This is a genomic window from Bradyrhizobium sp. USDA 4474 (assembly GCF_054057515.1).
Map to the genome: position 1 here is coordinate 4,387,274 of NZ_JBSRZJ010000002.1, position 19,648 is coordinate 4,406,921.

The following is a 19,648-nucleotide window of genomic DNA, read 5'->3' on the forward strand; positions in this document are numbered from 1 at the left end:
CTCAGTTCGATTGGGTCGGCACGGGCGTGTTGCCCGCGCCCGTTGCGCCATCACGCACATGGATCACGGCGATGTTGTCGCCATAGAGCCGCTTCCAGCCCTTGATGTGATCGAGCACCTGGGCGGCCGGGCTGTCGGCCACCATCAGCGTGGCGTCGATCTTGTACTCATCGAGCAGCCGCGTCAGATTGTCGAGCTTCTTGACCTCGACCCCCTTGAAGAAATCCATCACGAAGGTCTCGCCATAGAGCTCGGCGCGCCCGTCGATGAACACGGGCATGTCGCGCGAGATCAGATAGCCGCCGAACTGGTAGGCGTTGAAGATGCGCTGCGCCTTGCGTTGCTGGAGCAGGTCGACGGCAGCGACGGGCGTCTGGTCCATCGTGAAGGTGAACCGGTGATGCGACATGTAGATCGAGGTCGAGGTCCAGGCCGCAGCCGCGATCATCAGCGCGGCAGTGATTGTGACGTAGCGCGCCGCCCAGCTCTCGGCGGCCTTCTCACGACCTTGTGCGTCCGTTTGCGGCAGCGGCGGTCTTTCGCCGAGAGGCTTGGCCAGCGCCAGCGGCACCAGGAAGGCAAAGGCCTCGATGCTCCTGACATGCGTGAGCCCCATCCAGGTGAAGAGCACGATCAGCAGAATGCGTGGCGGCGACAGCGTGAGGCCGCGAAACAGGCCGAGTGCGATCAGTCCGAGGATCGCGGCCCTCGAATGCGGAGAACGAGGCGAAATTCGCCGGCATCCATTCCGAGATGACGGACAGCAGCTCGCCGAGATTGAGGATGTTGGTCGCGCCCAGCAGCGTGCGCCAGCCATAGGGAGTGACGCAGGCAGCCGCCGTGGCGGCGACACCGAACAGGAACCAGCGCGCGAGCAGCCGGATCTGCTTGCCGGAATCCAGCGTCCAGATCGCCTCCAGCGCGATCGGGCCGATCAGCGCGAGGCCGAGCACGAAGCCGCCATGCAAATTCGCCCACAGCGACATCAGCGGCAGCCAGACCCAGGACGGCGTGGCCTTGCGGTCGGCCGCATTCATCAGCACGCCGACCCAGGCGATCATCACCGGCAGTGCCAGGATATGCGGCCGCGCCAGGACGTGATGCAGCGACAGCAGCACCGCGAGCATCGCAAACAGCACCGAGCGCGGGATCTCGAGATGCGCATCGAGCAGATGAACCAGGATCGCTGCGGATGCGGCGATCCCGAGCGCGGTGAGGATCACCGGTCCCGCCCAATCCCATTGCGTGTAGGAGATCGAGAACAGGATTTGCGACAGCCACGACGTCGAGATCCAGGGCTCGCCAAACCGTGTGAACGAATAGATGTCGGTATAGGGCAGGGCGTGATGGTCGAGAATCCACTGACCGATCTTGATCTGCCAGAACGAGTCGGAATCCTGAAGCAGCGTGTCGCCGATATAAAGGAAGAACAGATAGGCGCCTGCGCCGACACACAGCGGCACCAGCGCGCGAGCGCGGCTCTGCACTGCGATGCTGTTGGTGAAGGAAAGAGACATGCCGCCTCGTGGTGTTCTTATCGGGTTGATCGCGCGGGCGGCATTGGACCACGGCGGTCATAACTTCCAGTAAATCAGCGGGGCTACCCAAAGCGTTTGCGAGCGAAGGGGATACCGGTGCGCGTCAAGCAAACGCGTCCGGACGGGACCCTTCCGTGTGTCCGCGCAATTTAACCGGTTGTTTTAGATTTCGGTTTACCATCGACGAATACATGCAATCCGTTCCATGTTTGCGCAGTCGAATTAACTGCGGTGCAAGTCTTTGCCTCTACGTTCGGTTCCATGGTCGGGCGGCGCTGGGAAGCCGAAAAGACCGGACCAGTTGAAGCCACGTGAATCCTTTGGAGCAGTCTATGAAGAACCTCGTTTCGCGTTTCGTGAAGGACGAATCCGGCGCTACCGCCATCGAATACGGCCTGATCGCCGCTGGTATCGCTCTCGCGATCATCACCGTCGTCAACCAGCTCGGCACCTCGCTGAACACCAAGTTCGGTTCGATCTCGTCCAGCCTCAAGTAAGCTGAGACGATCTCGGAGTTCAAAGAGCCCCGTCCTCGGATGGGGCTCTTCTTGTTTGGGGCGTGCATCTCGGCAGAGAACGCATCTGCGGGAGTTGCGGCTTCGATCGATTTTTGCGCGTTGCTCCCGCTTCCGGAAATTGCCATTCTTCCATCGGACGTTTGCAATGGAAGGTCGCTGATCGGTGAAAGATTCCATCTCCGCGCTGTTGCCGCGCGGCGAGGGCCACCAGTTTCTGCTGTATGGTGACTCCTGCTCGGGCGTGCCTGGCGCATTGCACGAAAAGACCTTCGCCGCGGTCAACGCCGTCGTCCAACGCCTGCGACCGCAGCCTGAGTTCATCGTCTTTCCGGGCGATGAAATCATCGGCCTGACGCCGGATGCGGACGCTCTTCGCGCGCAGTGGCGATATTGGCTGGATACGGAAATGGCATGGCTGGACCGTGTCGCCATTCCCATGTGGCACACGTCCGGCAATCACACGACCTACGATGTGATGAGCGAAACCGTGTTTCGCAGCGTTCTCGATCTGCCCGACAACGGACCGTCAGGGCAATCAGGTCTCTCCTACTTCGTGCAGCGCGGCGACCTTCTGATGGTGTTCGTCAACACGCTGTGGAGCGGCCTCGGCGGCGAGGGACATGTCGAAATCGAATGGCTCGAGGCGACGCTGAAGCAGCACGGCGATATCAGGCACAAGCTCGTCATCGGTCATCACCCGGTGTTTCCCGTCAACGGCTTTTCCGGCGCATATCAACGCGAGATCGGCCACGAATACGCGCGGCCGTTCTGGGATATCCTCGTGAACGAAAACGTGCTGGCCTATCTGTGCAGCCACATCCTGGCCTTCGATGTGCAGGCGCATCGTGGCGTCCTGCAGATCTGCACTGCGGGTGCCGGAACGGCACACCGAATGCCCGAGGATGTCGAATATCTCCATTGTGTGCAGGCCGCGCTCGATACGCACGGCCTGCGCTATCAGGTGCTCGATACCAATGGTGCGGTCAGAGAAAGGCTGGAATGGCCGGTACCTGATCCTGATCCGAACCGGTGGGCGGCGCTGCCGTCCGGCGAAGCCGAGGCGCTGTTCAGCGGACCTGTCCGGAGCGGAGCCAGCATCGAGCTGAGACTGACCGGGCAGAGCGCGACGATCGATGCCGCATCGGCGCAGACGATCTTCACGGCTTTCGGGCCCGGCGCGATTGCACCCATCTGGCTTGGACTTCGCGGGCCTGCGCAAACCCTGACCGTGATTGTCGGTCGCGATCCAGGGCGCAGTCCGGCGTATTGGATCGGCCCCGACCTTGCCGTGGATGCGCCGTTTGATATCCACGTCAGGATCTATCCGGACATGGGGCCGGGCGGTCTCTTGTATCGTCACCACGACGATGCCAGGTGGTCGTCCTTCAACGCGGCGACGGCGCGCGGGGTGGAAGGTCTGTCGTGGCCCGAGCGCTGGGGGATCGGTCACGGACAAGGTGGCCCTGAAGATCGTCCCTTCAGAGGTGCGGCGCTCAGTGTCCAGATTGCGCTGATGTAGCGCCTCCGCCAGCGACCTCGATGACGCAATGCACGCCGATGCATTTGCTTCTTGTCATCCCTCCTGAATAGTTGTTCAGTCCTTCAGGGACGATTTGCTCGATTGCAGTGACGAAGCGCTCGGCCGCGGCGTGCGGCAGGCGTGTGGGATGGGAAGCGCGCCATGGTTTATAGGCGGACGCATCAAGTGGTTAAGCGCCTTGCGGCTCGGCGCAGCGCCATCCTGGCGGCGGCAAGGGAAGCCGCAGCCGAAGGTGGCATGGCGGCGGTGCAGATCGCGCCGGTAGCTATCAGGGCCAATGTGGCCGCCGGAACCGTCTATCGCTACTTCCCCTCCAAAGCCGAGCTGATCTCCGAACTGATTTCCGAGGTCTCCCGCGACGAGCTGGCGGCGATCCGGCGCGCGGCCGATGCCGCGCCAGGGCCGTCCTCTGCGCTGGCGGCGGCCGTGACCACCGTGGCGGTCCACACGCTGTCGCAGCGCCGGTTGGCCTGGGGAATTCTGGCTGAACCCGTCGATGTTGACGTGAGTGCCTCCAGGCTGGCCAGCCGCCGCGAGATCGCCGGGGAGATCGCCGCCCGGATCGATGCGGCGGTCCGGGCCGGCCATCTGCCCGCCCAGGACACGTCGCTTGCCGCGACCGCTCTGCTCGGCGCCCTGCACGAAGCGCTGGTCGGGCCGCTGGCGCCCGACAATCTCGAGGATCCCGCCAAGATGCGCGACGCGGTCCAGACCGTGACGCTGCTGGCGCTGCGCGCCGTCGGCGTCATGGACGCCCGCGCCAGGGGTCTGGTGGTGCAGCAGACGCTGCTGCCGACGACCAAAGCGCTGGTTGGGGCCTGAAAACGCCGCTGCGATCAGGGCTGTGGGCTGAGCCGATAGATCAAAAGGCTCTAGGTCGGGATTGGCCGCTTCGCGCTCCGTCCAAGCGCGAACTGGCCAACCGGGCTCTCGATGTGGAATTCGAGTCCCGTCATTCTTGCAAACAGTTCAATATTGCTGGTGCCGATGGCGCAGCCACCAAGGCCCATGTCGGCCGCCGCCAGGTAGAACGTCTGGATCATGCAGCCGACATCCTTCAGGATCAGCGAATAGGCGATCGAGCTGTATTTCCAGGAAACCCTGCCGAACCGTGCGGCGATCGTGATCAGGATCTGCGGCGGCGCGGATGCGTCCATGGAAAATTCGGCCGCCGTCACAAGCGCCCGGAGTTGCTCGGCGGAAGCGTCGAGCGCGACGAGCGCGTGGCCTCCCGCGTCGTAGTGGTAAAATCCGCGTGCCAGACCTTCGCAGTTTGAGACCGCCAGATACAACTCCAGCTCATACGCACTGCCTGCGGCCGGATACGGCCTCGAGGTGTACGTGACCTCCGGGATACCCTCGACATCTGCGCCGCTCTTCCATTCCGACAGCACGTGGGCCGTGGTGTCGAGAAACCGCGAGAGCTCGGCGCGCGTGACCGGATGCTGATCGTCGAAATCCCGTACTGAACGGCGCGCGCGTAGCAGTTTCGCGAAGGGCGACGCCAGTTTCGGCGAGGCGAATTTGCCGAGGGCGATCCTCTTGCCTGGCCAGGGCGGACGCACGGCGGGCAGTGGCGGAACAGCCCCGGCATGCGGGTATGTGCCACCGAGCGGATTGGTATGCCGGCCCTCCGTGCTCCGCGTGTGGAACACAAGATCGTGGAAATCCCAGAGAGCCAGATCGCGGTCGCCTTCGTTCGCTCGATGGCCGCCTCCGTTTGTCGCATCGAGCTTGATCAGCATCCCGCTGTCGAGCAGCAACCCGAGCAAGTGGAGGTTCAGGGAAGCCCATTGCCTGCGAAGCCTGCTGATCTTTTGTGGCTGCGACAGGGTCGCCAGCGTGGCGGCGACGGCGGGATCGCAAATCCGGAACAGCGCGCCAGCGCGCGGCGATTCCAGTACCATTTCGTTGCCGCGCCGTCTCAGATAGGCGAAGCGCGACAACGCGAGGGTGTCGTCGTTCGATAGCTTTGTGGGCTCCGGCCAGTATTCGGCGACCTGTGGCTCGATGACAACCACGTCCTGCGCATTACTGGACGAGAACAGGCGATAGTCTAGCAGCCCGTGACGCGCCAATCGCCGCACAAGAGCATCAACCTGCCTCGTGAGGACACTCTTGCCGGCAAGGGAGGCGAGCGGAAACCCAGTGGCGAGGGGGCCTGCGCGCTCGATCGCGGCGACGCTGAATTGTCCGAGGTTGAGCGAATAATTGCCGGACACCGCGGCAATGCTTCCGTCGGCCTGCATGTGAAGGGAGAAACGGCCGTTCAGCCGGGCGGCGATGATGGGTATGACTTTCCTGGGCGGTTTTTTCCGGGGAATGCGCACGCAAGCAGCCTTCAAGTGTGCGGCAGGAACGGCGTCAGTTCGCTTTCCAGGCGCGGGCGCTCCAGCAGCCCAAGCTTCACCGGCACATCGTAAAGCCGGCCGGGTCCGAAGCGGCGATAGAAATGCCGCAAGCCCGGGACGAGCACTCTCACGACGGGGACCTCGACGTCGGGCCGCGTCTGGTCGAGCACGAGAAAATCGTATCCGGCTCGGACTGCGGTGTCGACGCAGGCATTGACCTGGTCACGCGTATTGTCGTGAAGCTTGATGTCAGGCGCCGGCGGGACGACCGGATTTTCGCTGGGAGTCAGGAAAGGATAATCGTCCAGCCGCAGCGGCGTGACACCATCCAGGGACGGCTTCTCGCCGCTGCCGCCGCCCATCATGCCAATCGACATGAACTGGGTCAGCTCGGTGAGAGAACGCAGCAGGGCTATGCGGCGATCGAAATGCGAGCCTGAGCCAAACTCGATGTTCTCGTGCCCGTTTTGTATCCAGTGCATGATCGCAACATAGGAAGGAATGCCGAGATCACTGGTGATGTCCAGCACCCACAGCCGGCGCCCCGCGTCGGCAAACTGGCGCTGCAGATCGCGAACGTAGGAATCTTCGAATTGTGTGAGATCGACTTCCGCACGTCGAACGCGGTTGTACCACCAGATCGCGTAGGCGTCGCGTTCGACCAGTTCGAGGAAGCCTTGAACGATGGCCTCCTCGCGGGTATTGCCGGCCGCGCATCCGTTGGAATCCGTGTGGAAGCCGCCATAGAAGAAATACAGCAGGCCGGTCGGAAGATATTTGAAACGCTTGTCGCGCAGCGACCAGACCGGCGACCACTCGGTCTTGGTCGCGGGATCGAACGGTTCGGGAACCGGATGTGAATCGTCCGGCTGAGGGACGTGCCTGTTTTGAAACTGCGTGTTGCTGAAGAACTGGATGTCGTTGGGAAGAAGAGCGTCACCGGTAGCAAAATCGGCAAAGCGGCGCGTCGTCCTGATCTCGTCGCCCTGGAAGATGCCCGAATAGCGCTCGATCGCCTCCATCAGCGCACTGGCCTCGCCCTGCTCGGCCGTGGAGCCCTTGCCGAAGCTGCCGCCGCTCAGCCCGGACCTGAGCTGATCGACGTTCCAGGCCGGCGCAGAGAAATTGTGGTGCGCAAAAAAATTGGTGTTCATCGGTAGATCCGCCTCGATCCGCTCGAGCCGCGACACCACCCCGGTCAGCGGGCTGACGTGTTTGCGAAACCGCGCCACGGTCGCTCGAGACGTCACGGTGCGGTACCCGCCGCTGGTCATGATGAGCTTTCTGCCCTCGGCAAGCTCGATCGGCACCGCTGCACGCCGCGGATTCCGGAGCTTCTTGCTGCCGCATGTCGAGCACTGCGGGCGCTTCGCGACGTAGTGCTTGGCGATGGCAGCCCCGGTCATGTCGAAGCTTGCGAGGTGATCGCTCAGATCAGTACGAAATCCGGAGGCAATTGCCTTCGCGATCTCAACAGCAGCGAAGTGGATCGCGGTCTCGCCGACGGCGTCGCTGACCAGTGGTGATATTGCAAGCGCTCGCGCCGCCCTGCGGTCGAGAAATCCCTTGATCTCGCGATTGCGGATCATGCGATCGTGCAGGCAGGTCCAGCAGGCGCTCTCGCCCGGCTTGAACACCGGCCCCACCAATGGAAAGACGCCGGAGGGCTGGACCAGCACCCAGGGCGTCCCGGCGGTGACGCGCTCCCCGTTCAGTTCGGCGAGTCGCGGTTCGAGGTAGTCGTTCACCAGCGTGACGACGAGCCTGGGGGCCCGCTTGGCGATGTGAACCCCGAGCTTGCCCAATGCCGCGCTCAGTTCACGCGCGCCTTTGACATCGATCGATTCGACGCGCACAGGCCAATTTCGCAGGTTCTCTTCGGCGACCTCCGGAGGCAGGCCGAGGCTCGCCCAATAACCATCAACGGCGCCTGCGTAGGCGTGCGGTGCTCCGCTGATGACGTAGCGGCGCTCGAGCAGCCGCCGGATCGCTTCCTCGATCTCGGGGACGGAAAAACTCTTCGAGAGCTGGCGGACGATCTCCGGCGCAGTCGTGCCGTTCTTCCCGATTACGTTCGCCACGGCGCAATAGAGATCACCGTGCAGGAAGAACTTGCGGTTCTCAGAATAGAGACAGACCACATTGGGGGGCAGCAGGTAGGCCGTGAAGTTTGGCGCGAAACGCAGAACGTTCTTGCGGGTCGGCTTGGCGGTGCGGCTCTTTCGCTTGACAGTCATCGGGGTCGCACGCTGATCCTGTTTGCGTCTTCTGCGAGCGTTGGTGTACGACGAACGCCTTGCCGGCCCGACTTGTGTCGAGCACTACCGGATTGCTTGATATGAGTTGGAACACACTCGTTCGCCGTCGGCAAGCCGAGCAGGGAGGCGAAGCGAACGCGGAGGCCGGGACAGCAAATTGGCCGGGTCGCGTGCGAGCCCGGCCAACGCAATTGCGCCATGTCGATGTCGAGTCAGATGCTCAAGCCTAGCACCAGCGGCAACGGCCCCACGAGGCGCAGCACCCCGTGCAGGCTACTGGCAACGGGACGCCGATCCAGCCAACACCGCAGCCGCCACAGCCGCCGCAACCGACGCCGCAGCGACAGGCTCGGCAACCTGCACAGCCTCGGCAGCCACCACACCCTCTGCAGCCTCCGCAGCCGCGACAACCACCGCATCCGCGCGCAAGCAGCACGCCGCTGACGGTTTTTTCGTCATAGGCAAGATGGAAGGTCGCGAGATTGACGTCGGCGAGTTCTTCCTCGCTGAGCGCACTGAACTGGCCGGGCGTAAAATTCAATCGTTGTTGCGGCTCGTCCGCCGGCACCGCGGATGCCATCGCGCTTCCGGCCATCGAAAAAGTCAGTCCGGCGAATCCGAGCGCCGGTACTGCGGCTTTGGTCATTCGCTTGTTTTTCGAAGCTTGCTTCGTTCGTTGCATGGCCGCATCCTCCATGATCCGAAGAACGATCTTCTGCAATGATCGTACGCCGAGCAATCAGAGCGGGCAAGATTGACGTGAACACGAAACGGAATGGGGCTCGTTCAGATTGCATTCATCTTCATGAATGGCATTGCTGCAAATTCCTGTCGATGCCAGTGGGCAGTGACGCATGATGCAGTGCGCAAGCGTCCGTCCCTCCGAACGGGAACACTAGCGTGGTCGATCAACTCGGATGCTTCGTTTGGTATGAGCTCCTGACGACCGATATGCGGTCGGCATCTGCTTTTTACGCCGGCGTGGTCGGCTGGGCGGAGAAAGATGCCTCGAGCCCTGAACTGGCCTACACGCTGCTGACTGCAGGCGGCACTCCGACCGTGGGCCTCATGGATCTCCCCGAAGAAGGGGTGCGCATGGGAGCAACGCCGAGATGGCTCGGCTACGTCGCGGTCGACGACATGGATGCGCGTGTCGCACAAATCCGCCGGCTCGGGGGCGCGATTCTGGTCTCGGCGACCGACAGCAATATCGGCCGTATCGCGGTGGTCGCCGATCCGCAAGGAGCGACGTTCGCGCTGGTCACCGGGCTGACATATCGCCAATCGCAACATAGCGCGTTGGAACAGCCCGGGCGCGTAGGCTGGCACGAGTTGCTGGCCGAAGATCGAAGCAAGGTCTTCCCGTTTTACCGCAAGCTTCTCGGCTGGCAGCAGGCCTCCGCTGAAGCGGACCCGGCAAGCGTGTACGAATTGTTTTCGGTGGCCGGGGAGACGATCGGCGGCATGCTCACCAAACTGCCGAGCGTACCGCAGCCGTGTTGGCTTCATTATTTCAATGTCGAGGACATCGGCGCGGCGGCCCGGCGGGTCCATGATGGCGGAGGCCGGGTACTTCAGCATCCCATCGCGTTGCCCGACGGCGGCTGGATCGTGCGATGCGTCGACCCCCAAGGCGCCCTGTTTGCGCTGCAAGGCGGGTGGGATCGCGCGGGCGTCGAGGGATCATCCTCCCCCTTGGAAGTCAGCTGGTCCGCCGAATGGGGCGGCATTGCTTCACAGGGCCGGATGGTGATCCACAAGCCGAAGCGCTAGGTCGCACCGGCGGGCTACGGTGCATGGGGTTGTTTTCGCATTTTGATCGGCCGGGTGCCGGCCGCCTCAAATATTGGCGTCGCCCTCGGGGCCGACGGAAGCGATACGCACCATGTTGGTGGTGCCGGGAATGCCGAGCGGCACGCCGGCGACGATGATCACGCGCTGGCCGGCGCGGACGAAGCCGTCGCGGAAGGCGATCTGGCCGGCGCGGCTCACCATGTCGTCCTGATCGCGCGCATCCTCGGCCACCACGCAATGCACGCCCCAGACGACGGCGAGCCGGCGGCCGGCTGTGATGTTCGGCGTGATCGCCACGACCGGCGGCTTCGGGCGCTCGCGCGCCACGCGCGTCGCGGTCGAGCCGGAGCTGGTCCAGCAGATCAGGGCCGGCAAGTCGAGTGTCTCGGCGATCTGCCGCGCGGCGTCGGCGATGGCGTCGCCCGCCGTTGATTCCGGCGCGGGGCGCTGGGCGGTGATCACGGACCGGTAAGTCGGGTCGCGCTCGACCTCCTCGCCGATGCGGTTCATGGTCGAGACCGCCTCGACCGGGAATTTGCCGGCCGCCGATTCCGCCGACAGCATGATGGCGTCGGCGCCCTCATAGACGGCGGTGGCGACGTCGGAGACTTCGGCGCGGGTCGGCACCGGCGCCTGGATCATCGATTCCAGCATCTGGGTTGCGACCACCACCGGCTTGCCGGCGCGGCGCGCCATGCGCGTCATCTGCTTCTGCAGGCTCGGCACGCGCTCCAGCGGCAGCTCGACGCCGAGGTCGCCGCGCGCCACCATCAGCGCGTCGGAGGCCTCGATGATGTCGGCAAGGCGGTCGATTGCCTGCGGCTTCTCGATCTTGGCCATCACCGCGGCGCGGCCGCGGATCATCTTCTTGGCCTCCAGCACGTCGTCGGCGCGCTGCACGAAGGACAGCGCGATCCAGTCGACGCCGGTAGCCAACGCGGCCTCGAGGTCGGCACGGTCCTTCGGGGTCATCGCCGAGACCGGCAGGTCGGTATCCGGAAGGCTGACGCCCTTGCGGTCACTCATCTTGCCGCCGACCACGACGCGGGTCACCGAGTGCTCCTTCGTGGTCTCCTCGGCGATCAGGCGCACCTTGCCGTCGTCGAGCAGCAGCGCGTGGCCGGGCCGCAGCGCAGCCAGGATCTCCGGGTGGGGAAGATTGACGCGCGTGGCGTCGCCCGGTGTCTTGTCGGAATCGAGCGTGAAGGTCTGCCCGTTCTGGAGCTGGACCGCGCCTTCAGCAAATGCACCGAGCCGGAGCTTCGGGCCCTGGAGGTCGACCAGGATGCCGATCGGGCGGCCGTAGCTGCTCTCGACATTGCGGATCGTCGCCACCAGCTCCCGCATCTTGTCATGCGGGGTGTGGCTCATATTGATGCGGAACACGTCGGCGCCGGCCTCGAACAGGCGGCGGATCATTGCGAGATCCGAAGAGGCAGGTCCGAGGGTTGCGAGAATCTTGATACGACGAAGACGCCTCATGGCTTATTCCCAGACGGTGGCGAGGGGGCTGGCGGGAGCCCAGGTGCGGCGGGGGGCGTACCACCGGGCGGACTATTGGGCAAACCGGGCACGCCGCCACCAGGGCCGACAGGGCCGGGCATGCCGGGTACGCGGGGTTGCGCAGGCTGCTCGTTGGCGTCGGTGAGTTGAACCGTCCAGGCCCGCTGCTCGCCCGTATCGACCTCGAAAAAGCCGGTCCGGTCGTAGCCGCGCGCCAGGCAGTCCTCGGTGCCGCGGATGGTGAATTCCTTGTCGCGCGAGCACATGAAGGCCTGCCCCGACCATTCGCCGCCGCGGTCATAGTCGATCCCGTAGATGTAGTAGTACCGGGCGACGAGCGTCCCCCTGAGCAGGGTCTCGCACGCGCGGGACGAAATGTTCCACCAGCCCTCGGTGGTCCAGCCCTCGGCGTCCTTGTAGCCGAGCGCGATACCGACCCGGCTTGAGGTGTTGTTGCAGAGCCGGAAGTCGGCCGAAGCCGGGCTGGCCCAGAAGCACAGCAAGGCAACGACCAGCACCGGGACCAACCGGGCGAGCAGGCGAAGGAGGGGGCGAGGAGATTCGGCGATCATTGTCGCGGAACGTATACCAGATGATTGACGATTTGGCGTAGGGGCAGGGCAACTGCCCCACGATGGCTCAGCCGGCCGTTTGCGCCGTGATATGGCAAAATCTGTGACAGGACCCTACCTGATCCCGTAAGGGTGACCATCATCGAGGGCAAGCCGCGAGGTCCAGCCATGGCAATCGACGACAAAACCAGAACTGAGCTCGAGGCGGCCGCTTTCCGTCGCCTTGTGGACCATCTCAAGACGCGAACCGACGTCCAGAACATCGATCTGATGAATCTGGCCGGCTTCTGCCGCAACTGCCTGTCCAACTGGCTCAAGGACGCCGCCGACGCACGAGGCGTCGTGCTGAGCAAGGACGAGAGCCGGGAAGCCGTCTACGGCATGCCCTACGAGACCTGGAAGTCGAAGTACCAGGGCACGGCAACGCCCGGGCAGCTTGAGGCGATGAAGAAGGTCCATCCCCACAATCATTGAGCGACTGTCCGAGAAGCGGCTTGAGTCGCACCACACAACAGCTTTCTCTGCGCCCCCGCAGGAAGGTGTGGGCGCGCTGTGGACGAGCGCGATGCTTGCTTGAACGTGACAGGTCCGAACCCTAAGGGTCTAGCCAGCACGCGCGGTGAGGATGCCGGCGTCACCTCGTTTTGCCAGTTCCATTGGGAGTACCAAGATGGCCACCTCCGCCGCCGTCCGCGACGATGAGCCCGCGACGAAATTTGCCAAGGACCAGCTCAAATCCATCATCGAGCGCATCGAGCGGCTGGAGGAAGAGAAGAAGGCCATCTCCGACGACATCCGCGACGTCTATGCCGAGAGCAAGGGCAACGGCTACGACGTCAAGGCATTGCGCACGATCGTGCGTATGCGCAAGCAGGATCCTAACGAACGCGCCGAGGCCGAGACCATTCTCGAGACCTATATGCAGGCGCTGGGGATGCTCTGAGGCGTTTTGCGCCTCACTCACTGCTGCCGTAGCCCCGGGAAGCGAAAGCATCGTCCCTGTTGCAACAGGGCTTGTTGCACTTCGTTTGTGAACGGAGACGCCAGTGACTGCGCCGCCGCTACCGCGAGAGGTCAACCGTGCCTTCGACGCCCTTCCGGCGCCGATCAGCAAGCGGCTGCTTCAGGTGCGCGACTTGATCTTTGCGACCGCGGCGAAGCATGACGAAGTGCGCCAACTCACCGAAACGCTGAAATGGGGCGAGCCGGCTTACCTGACCGATGAGTCCGGCAGCGGCTCGACGATCCGGCTCGGCCGCCTGAAGGATTCCGAGCACGCCGCCATTTTCTTCAATTGCAGGACGACGCTGGTCGACACATTTCGCGAGCGCTTTCCCGGTCAGTTCGAATTTCGGCAGACGAGGGTACTGTTGCTGGCCCGCTGCGGGCAAGTTGCCGAAGCAGGAGCTATCGATCTGCCTGTCGCTGGCGCTGACCTATCATTTGGATCGGCGGGCCAGGAAGGTGCGGTAGGTGATCCGCCTCACGCCTCAGCGCAGCGAGGCGGTGCGCATCATGAACGAAGTCGTCGGGAGCTTGGTGGTGGCGCTACCGGAGAAACTGTCGCACGACAGGCCCTGCATGGGATCGTCGGTAAAGCCCATCGCGATGACAGCTTGCGGCTTGACGAAATAGGCGCGCATCGCCGCCATATCGAGCTCGCCCATCAGCGTCACCGACATCGCGCGGCTGGCGCTGGGCGACAGCATCACGATCTTGAGCCAGATGCTCTCGCCCTTGGCTGCGGAGAGCCGGGTTGCGGTGGCGATCATGCCGTCGGTGCTCTTGCCGACGACGCTATTGATCTCGGTGGCCGGCGCGGCGTTGCGGGCTACGGACAGGGGTCGTGCGCCGCGCGGGACCGGCGCCGAGGCGGCGACGACGCGAGCGCGGTCGACTGGCGAGGCGGAAGCCGGTGCAAACGCCAACGCCTCGTATGCGGCATTGGAGACGCTCGCGGTGGCCTGCGGATCAGTGGCGGCGGCAAGCGCCTGGCGCGCCTTCAGGGCTGCGATTTGCGCCGGCGTCGCCTGCTGCGGCGCGGGCGGGGTATCCCAGAAGCCGCGGGCGTTGATGATGTCGGCAGGGGACTCGAACTTGCCTGCCGGCATGTCAGCCACCGGCTCGGGCTTCGGCTTGGGCGGAGCGGCGAGTTGGGCGTCCGCCGAGGCGAGCTGGATCGCGGCGGCGATGTGCGGCTTGGCCCGGGGCGTCGGCACCGGATCGGCCGGCTTCGTGGCGGCTGCGACGCCGGTCGGTGCTGCCGGCTTCTCGGTGATTGCGGGCGCGCCCTCGTCGTCCTCGTCAGCGCTGGCCGCCGGGGCCTGTTTTCCCCTGAAGAGGGCGGCGAAGAAGCTCGGCTTGCCGATGGTCGCAGCGCCATCGTCGCCGCCGCGGCGCTCGATGTCCGCCTTGGCGAGCTCATAGCCCTTCAACGGGGTGCCGTCGCTCGGGATATGGACCGTGCGTCCGTCCGGGAAGACGCGGACGAGCTGGTCATGCGTCATCCGCGGCCAGTGCCTGACGTTGCCGGTATCGAGATGCACGAAGGGCGAGCCTGATGTCGGGTAGAAGCCGACGCCGCCGCGCTGGAGGCGCAGGCCGGCGAAGCGGATCTGCTCCAGCGGCACGCCGGGAATGTAGAAGTCCATCGCATGGCCCAGCATGTGCTGGCTGAAGCGCGCCACGCCGGTATGGGCGGAACGGCGGCGGAGCATCGCGTTGGTCGCGGGGGAGCGATAGGAGGAGATGATCTGGATCGGCTGCTTGCCGTCGACGTCGCGATAGACTTCCCAGAGAATGTCGAACAGGTGACGGTCCATGACCGTCTCGTCCTGGGTGCGCCAGTCGCGCAGGAAGTGGTTGAGCGTCTTCAGCGCGGCTTCATCGTAGCGGCCATCGCGCTTGAAGGTGACCGTGAGGTCTTCGCCGGAATGGGTGTGGTGGAAGGAGAGCGTCTTGGTTTCGTTCAACGCGGCAGCGTTGTGAACCGAACCGGCAGCCGCGAGCAGCAGCAGCGAGGCGAGGCCGATCCGAGATCCGACCTTCACTCCCGCATGGGACAACGACAACGCAGCGAATTGGCGTGCGAAACCAGCCAGCACGTATGAGCCCACCCAGTCGACGAGCGTTCAAAATGAACTCTCCCGCCAACCCCGTTAGCGCGCGAAAGAGGATGAACGCTTTGTTAAAGCGAGAAGGTTAATCCGAGGTTGACCTTCCCGCCCCCAAACCAAGCCAGACCACAATCCTAAGCGGCTGAGTGTGGCGAAAAAACGCCCGCTGCCCGAACACGGATGACGAATGGTTAAAGTTAAGCGACCCCATCCATGGGACGGGGTCGCTGATTTCATTGAAGAATCTCAGGAGGAGCGGGCCTGGCCTCAGCGGGTGAACACCCGCCGGCGGCCGATTGGAGCCGGCGGCTGGGCCGGGGCGCCACCGCCGAACAGGCGCTCGAAGAAGTTCAGCCCGGACGAGCCGCCATTGTTGGCGACCGCCACGCCCGATGGCAGCGTCGTCGCCGGGCGCGAATAGCTCGGCTGCGAGTGCGCAACGACGCTCTCGAGATCCTTGCCGCGGCTGTTCTTCAGGATGTTGATCATGGTAGCGTCGCGGCCGTAGACGTCCTTGCGGAATTGCAGCTTGCCGCCGTCGTCCACGAACGCGGTCTGGTAGGTGATGTTGACCGGGATCGGCGTCGGGAATTTCAGATCGATCTCACCCGAACCGTACATGCCGCGCACGCGTTCCGGCGTGTAGTGCTCGTTCGGCATGGCGATGTTGAGCAGCACCGATGCGTACTGATCCGGATATTGCACGCGCATGCAGCCATGGCTGAAGGCGCGCTCGTCCTTGGCGAACAAATACTTGTCCGGCGTGTCGTGCTGATAGACCAGGAACTTGTTCGGGAAGTTGAAGCGGATGCGGCCGAGCGCGTTGGCCTCGCCGGGCGGCTGCGAGATGTGCACCGAGCCGTCGCGGTTCTGCTCCAGCTTCAGGCCCATGCGCTGAAGCACGGTCGGGTCCTGCTGGAGCGCCGGCAGATATTCGCCATAGACGATCGATGGCGGCACGTTCCAGGTCGGGTTGACCGTGATGTACTTCATCGTCTCGGTCAGCAGCGGTGTGGCGTGCTGACCGGGCTTGCCGGTGACGACGCGGGTGGTCCAGACCTGCTGGCCGCGCTGCATCACCTTCAGCGTATAGTCGGGAATGTTGAGGATGACATAGGCATCGCCCAACGAGGGGGCGCCGAGGTCGCGCGGCAGCCAGCGCCAGCGCTCCATGTTCACCACCACGGTGTCGATCTGCTTGTCCCGCTTCGGGCTGTTCATCGCCCTGACAGTCTGGGCGTCGAGCACGCCGGTCGCCTTGATCTCGGCGCCGTCCTGGAATTTGCGCACGGCCTCGGCGACCGTTACGTCGTAATGGTCGTCGCTGGCGTTCTCGGAGATGCCGAGCTTGGCGCGGAGCTGCGGCACGCGCGGATCCTGCACGACGATCTCAGCCTGCTTCTTGCCCCTGGCAGGCGTGTATTTCAGCGCGGGACCCTCGGCAATCTCGATCGCCGGACCGTCGCCCTGGCCGCGGAGCTGTGCGAGCTTTGCCTTCAGCTCCTTGTAGAGCTTCTGCGGCGGGTTGTAGCTGTCGAGCGCGGCTGAGGCGTCGGCTGCGGTCGTGACCTTGGCGAGCACCTCGTTAGGGTCGACCGGGTGCTCGGGATACTGGATGTCGGCGCTGACCTGGGACCAGTGCATGCGGCCGCTCTGCGCCTGCCGTGCATAGTCGAACATGCTGGCAGTGAGCTTCAGCTCGGCGTCGGCGAGCGCATCGGGCGTCGTGGCGGCGGCGAAGTCGGGCACCGGATAATCGGCGGGATTGAGACCGTCGGACGCGGCATCCTTCAGCCGAGCGATCACGCCCTTGGCAGCAGTCGTCAGGCTGCCGGCTTGGGTCCAGACCGGCGCGTAGTCACGGGCGCCGTAAAACTTCTCGATCGCGGCGCGCTCATTCTTGCGCTCGAAATGGCGCGAGGTCTTGGCGTTGATCAGGTCCTTGAGCTTCTCGGCGACCGGCTGGTCGGCGGCGGGCACGTTGCTCGCGGCCTTCACCGGCTCTGCGGCCGGCGTTGCTGCTGCGGCTGCAGGTGCGGCGGGAGCAGCCGCCGGGGCTGCGGCGGCGTCGGCCTTCGCAGCTTCAGATTCGGCCGGTTCGGATTTGGCGGCTTCGGATTTGGCGGGCTCGGTCTTCGCAGGCTCGGTGGTGGCCGTCTCGCTCTTCGGCGCGTCGGCTGCGGGCGTCGTGGCGACGTCGGACGGCTTGGTCTCGACCTTCTCCGCAGCCGGAGCTACCCCGGCCTTCGCCGGCTCAGTTGCGGCTTCCTTCGGCGTGTCCTGGATGGTGGCGGTGGTGTCGGGCTTGATGTCGGAGGCGGTGGGGGGCGGGACGTTTGCAGGCTCGGGGCGCGGGATCGCGGCTTCGATCGCAAGCTCGGCGGCGCTGCTGCGCGCCTGATCCTGCGCCAGCGCCGAGCCGGCCGATACCGTGAGGAAGGTCGCTGCGACCGTCATCAAGACACGGTCAAAGCCCGCACGGTGGTTCAAACAGTCACGCATTGTGTGGCACCCCTCGGGTGAACTGTCCCCCGTGGAACAGCTTTCGTTATCGCCTAATTGAGATTCGGCTCGATCGCGCCGGCCTCTCGAAAGTCGAACGCCTGCACGCAACCGATTCCTACGCAGACGATATACAGGCCCCGTTTTCGCAGCTAGCGCTACCCGGGAAACTCACGACAAACTGACCTCAACACAGCCCCTTTTGCAACGGATTGTGCGGCTTTACCGCGCGCTTTTCCCGGTGTCTGTCACTTCCAAGTCACGGTTTCGGCCGGAGCCGAATTTTGCCGTAATTCAACGGCTTGCGTGTGCATCGTCGGGCCGCGCGAGGCTCTGTTCGGATGAGGTTCAGTGCGTCTCCTCGCCGCTTTTGCCGCCATGGCCGGGAACCCCGGCTTCGTCGAGTTTGCGGTACAGGGTGGACCTGCCAATTTTGAGGCGGCGGGCGACCTCGGACATCTGTCCGCGATAATGCGAGATCGCAAAGCGGATGATCTCGTTCTCCATGTCCTCGAGCGGCCGGACATCGCCAGTGGAGGTCAACATCGAGAGCGAGCCCGCCATGGGAAGCGGTACGATCGGTATTTCGCCACCGGACACGACGGTGGGGGCAGCGATCGGGTCGATCATCAGCGGCGCGGTCGGAATCTCCGTTTCGGAATGCGGATGCGACGCCAGCAGCGGGAAATCGTCCAGACCGAGCTGGTCGCCTTCGCTCATCACCACCGCGCGGTAAACAGCATTCTCGAGCTGGCGGATATTGCCTGGCCAGTCGAGCTGGGCGAGATGCGCGACGGCCTCGCCAGTGACGCCGGAGATCGGACGGTTTTCCTCCGCAGCGAAGCGCGCCAGGAAATGCCTGAGAAGATGCGGGATGTCCTCGCGCCGGGCCTTCAGTGAGGGGATGGTCAACGGCAGCACGTGCAGGCGATAGAAAAGATCTTCGCGGAAGTGGCCCTGCTTGACCCGTTCCAGCAGCTTGCGATTGGTCGCGGAGATGATGCGGACGTCGACCTTCACGGGCTTGCGACCGCCCACGGCCTCCACTGCGCCCTCCTGGAGCGCGCGGAGCAGCTTCACCTGCGCGGTCAGTGGCAGCTCGCTGACTTCGTCCAGAAACAGCGTGCCGCCATGGGCCTCGACGAACTTGCCCGCATGCCGCTCGGTCGCGCCGGTGAAGGCGCCTTTCTCGTGGCCGAACAGAATGGACTCGACGAGATTGTCGGGAATCGCGCCGCAATTGACCGCGACGAAGGGCTTTGCCTTGCGCTCGCCGCTGCCATGGATGGCGCGCGCGAACATCTCCTTGCCGACGCCGGACTCGCCTTCGATCAGCACGGGAATTGATGAATTGGCGGCCTTCTGCGCCGCGCGCATCGCGCCCGTCATCGCTTCGGAGCGCGTGATGATGTCGGCGAAAGTCAGCCGGCCCTCGCGGCTGTGACGAATGCGCTGCAATTCGCCCTTGAGCGCGGAGGCGTTGAGCGCGTTGCGCAAGGAGACCTGAAGCCGCTCCACGCCGACCGGCTTGACCACGAAATCGGCCGCGCCGGCGCGCATGGCCGAGATCACATTGTCGATGCCGCCATGAGCGGTCTGCACGATCACAGGCACGCTCAGGCCTGCTTCGCGGATTTTCGTCAGCACGCCCATGCCGTCGAGGCCGGGCATCACGAGGTCCAGGATCACGGCGTCGATGGCAGGTGCGTCGGGGGCGGTCAGGGCTGATATTGCAGCGTCGCCGGACTCGACGACGATCGTCTCATAGCCGCATTTCTGCACCATGTTCTCGACCAGGCGGCGTGCCACGGCGTCGTCATCGGCAATCAAAATACTGGCAGCCATGGTGCTCCCCGCACGCTACTACTATCTGTCTCGAATCGGGTCACTCTGGCCGAAGCCGCTTAACGCACTCTTAAACCTTGATGCCCCCGCCCGCCGCAGCGATTGTTGAAC

The 19,648-nt window shown here is 64.2% G+C and carries 14 protein-coding genes and 2 pseudogenes; 7 read left to right on the top strand and 9 right to left on the bottom strand.

Going from position 1 to position 19,648, the window contains the following annotated elements; translation table 11 throughout:
• Position 1: 1 nt before the first annotated feature.
• Positions 2-1,517, bottom strand: a pseudogene (locus tag ACVW16_RS22615) (hypothetical protein).
• 353 nt (positions 1,518-1,870) lie between these two features.
• Between ACVW16_RS22615 and ACVW16_RS22620 the strand changes: the two are divergent.
• The 3 genes from ACVW16_RS22620 (at position 1,871) to ACVW16_RS22630 (ending at position 4,418) form a co-directional block, all read left to right on the top strand.
• Positions 1,871-2,035, top strand: coding sequence for a Flp family type IVb pilin (locus ACVW16_RS22620; RefSeq protein ID WP_092227186.1), 165 nt, complete (start codon positions 1,871-1,873; stop codon positions 2,033-2,035).
• A 184-nt stretch (positions 2,036-2,219) separates the two neighbouring features.
• Complete coding sequence (locus ACVW16_RS22625; RefSeq protein WP_456736228.1) at positions 2,220-3,575, top strand: metallophosphoesterase family protein; 1,356 nt, start codon at positions 2,220-2,222, stop codon at positions 3,573-3,575.
• Positions 3,576-3,737: 162 nt separating this feature from the next.
• A complete protein-coding gene (locus ACVW16_RS22630; protein ID WP_194479640.1) occupies positions 3,738-4,418 on the top strand; it encodes a helix-turn-helix domain-containing protein in 681 nt (226 codons plus the stop codon).
• A gap of 50 nt (positions 4,419-4,468) precedes the next feature.
• Here ACVW16_RS22630 and ACVW16_RS22635 read toward each other — a convergent pair whose 3' ends face one another.
• The 3 genes from ACVW16_RS22635 to ACVW16_RS22645 all read right to left on the bottom strand — a co-directional run bounded on the left by ACVW16_RS22635 (position 4,469) and on the right by ACVW16_RS22645 (position 8,926).
• Positions 4,469-5,845, bottom strand: a complete 1,377-nt coding sequence (locus ACVW16_RS22635; protein WP_456738231.1) for a SagB/ThcOx family dehydrogenase — start codon at positions 5,843-5,845, stop codon at positions 4,469-4,471.
• Between the two features lie 92 nt (positions 5,846-5,937).
• Positions 5,938-8,184 carry a TOMM precursor leader peptide-binding protein gene (locus tag ACVW16_RS22640; RefSeq protein WP_456736227.1) on the bottom strand — a complete coding sequence of 749 codons (2,247 nt, stop codon included), beginning with the start codon at positions 8,182-8,184 and terminating at the stop codon, positions 5,938-5,940.
• Positions 8,185-8,431: 247 nt separating this feature from the next.
• Positions 8,432-8,926: a hypothetical protein gene (locus ACVW16_RS22645; protein ID WP_456701325.1), complete on the bottom strand. Its 495-nt coding sequence runs from the start codon at positions 8,924-8,926 to the stop codon at positions 8,432-8,434.
• Positions 8,927-9,105: 179 nt separating this feature from the next.
• Here ACVW16_RS22645 and ACVW16_RS22650 point away from each other — a divergent pair, with 179 nt between their 5' ends.
• Positions 9,106-9,978 (top strand): VOC family protein, encoded by an 873-nt coding sequence (locus ACVW16_RS22650; RefSeq protein ID WP_456802427.1) that lies wholly within the window; start codon positions 9,106-9,108, stop codon positions 9,976-9,978.
• Positions 9,979-10,044: 66 nt separating this feature from the next.
• Here the strand turns inward: ACVW16_RS22650 and pyk are convergent, their stop codons facing one another.
• Together pyk and ACVW16_RS22660 are read right to left on the bottom strand one after the other, a co-directional pair.
• Positions 10,045-11,481, bottom strand: coding sequence for a pyruvate kinase (pyk, locus tag ACVW16_RS22655; RefSeq protein WP_456736225.1), 1,437 nt, complete (start codon positions 11,479-11,481; stop codon positions 10,045-10,047).
• Positions 11,478-12,074, bottom strand: coding sequence for a DUF1036 domain-containing protein (locus ACVW16_RS22660; RefSeq protein ID WP_456736224.1), 597 nt, complete (start codon positions 12,072-12,074; stop codon positions 11,478-11,480). Before ACVW16_RS22660 ends, pyk begins: the two co-directional genes overlap by 4 nt.
• A gap of 168 nt (positions 12,075-12,242) precedes the next feature.
• Here ACVW16_RS22660 and ACVW16_RS22665 point away from each other — a divergent pair, with 168 nt between their 5' ends.
• The 3 genes and pseudogenes from ACVW16_RS22665 to ACVW16_RS22675 all read left to right on the top strand — a co-directional run bounded on the left by ACVW16_RS22665 (position 12,243) and on the right by ACVW16_RS22675 (position 13,547).
• Positions 12,243-12,548: a DUF1244 domain-containing protein gene (locus ACVW16_RS22665; RefSeq protein ID WP_456701329.1), complete on the top strand. Its 306-nt coding sequence runs from the start codon at positions 12,243-12,245 to the stop codon at positions 12,546-12,548.
• Between the two features lie 196 nt (positions 12,549-12,744).
• Entirely contained in the window at positions 12,745-13,017 is a 273-nt protein-coding gene (locus tag ACVW16_RS22670) for a DUF2312 domain-containing protein (RefSeq protein WP_014492426.1), read from the top strand.
• 103 nt (positions 13,018-13,120) lie between these two features.
• Positions 13,121-13,547, top strand: a pseudogene (locus tag ACVW16_RS22675) (DUF1801 domain-containing protein).
• A gap of 17 nt (positions 13,548-13,564) precedes the next feature.
• Here the strand turns inward: ACVW16_RS22675 and ACVW16_RS22680 are convergent.
• From ACVW16_RS22680 to ACVW16_RS22690, 3 genes are all read right to left on the bottom strand, one after another.
• Complete coding sequence (locus tag ACVW16_RS22680; protein WP_456736223.1) at positions 13,565-15,178, bottom strand: DUF882 domain-containing protein; 1,614 nt, start codon at positions 15,176-15,178, stop codon at positions 13,565-13,567.
• A gap of 279 nt (positions 15,179-15,457) precedes the next feature.
• Positions 15,458-17,692 (bottom strand): L,D-transpeptidase scaffold domain-containing protein, encoded by a 2,235-nt coding sequence (locus tag ACVW16_RS22685; protein ID WP_456736222.1) that lies wholly within the window; start codon positions 17,690-17,692, stop codon positions 15,458-15,460.
• Between the two features lie 348 nt (positions 17,693-18,040).
• Entirely contained in the window at positions 18,041-19,537 is a 1,497-nt protein-coding gene (locus ACVW16_RS22690; RefSeq protein ID WP_456802428.1) for a sigma-54-dependent transcriptional regulator, read from the bottom strand.
• Positions 19,538-19,648: the final 111 nt, after the last annotated feature.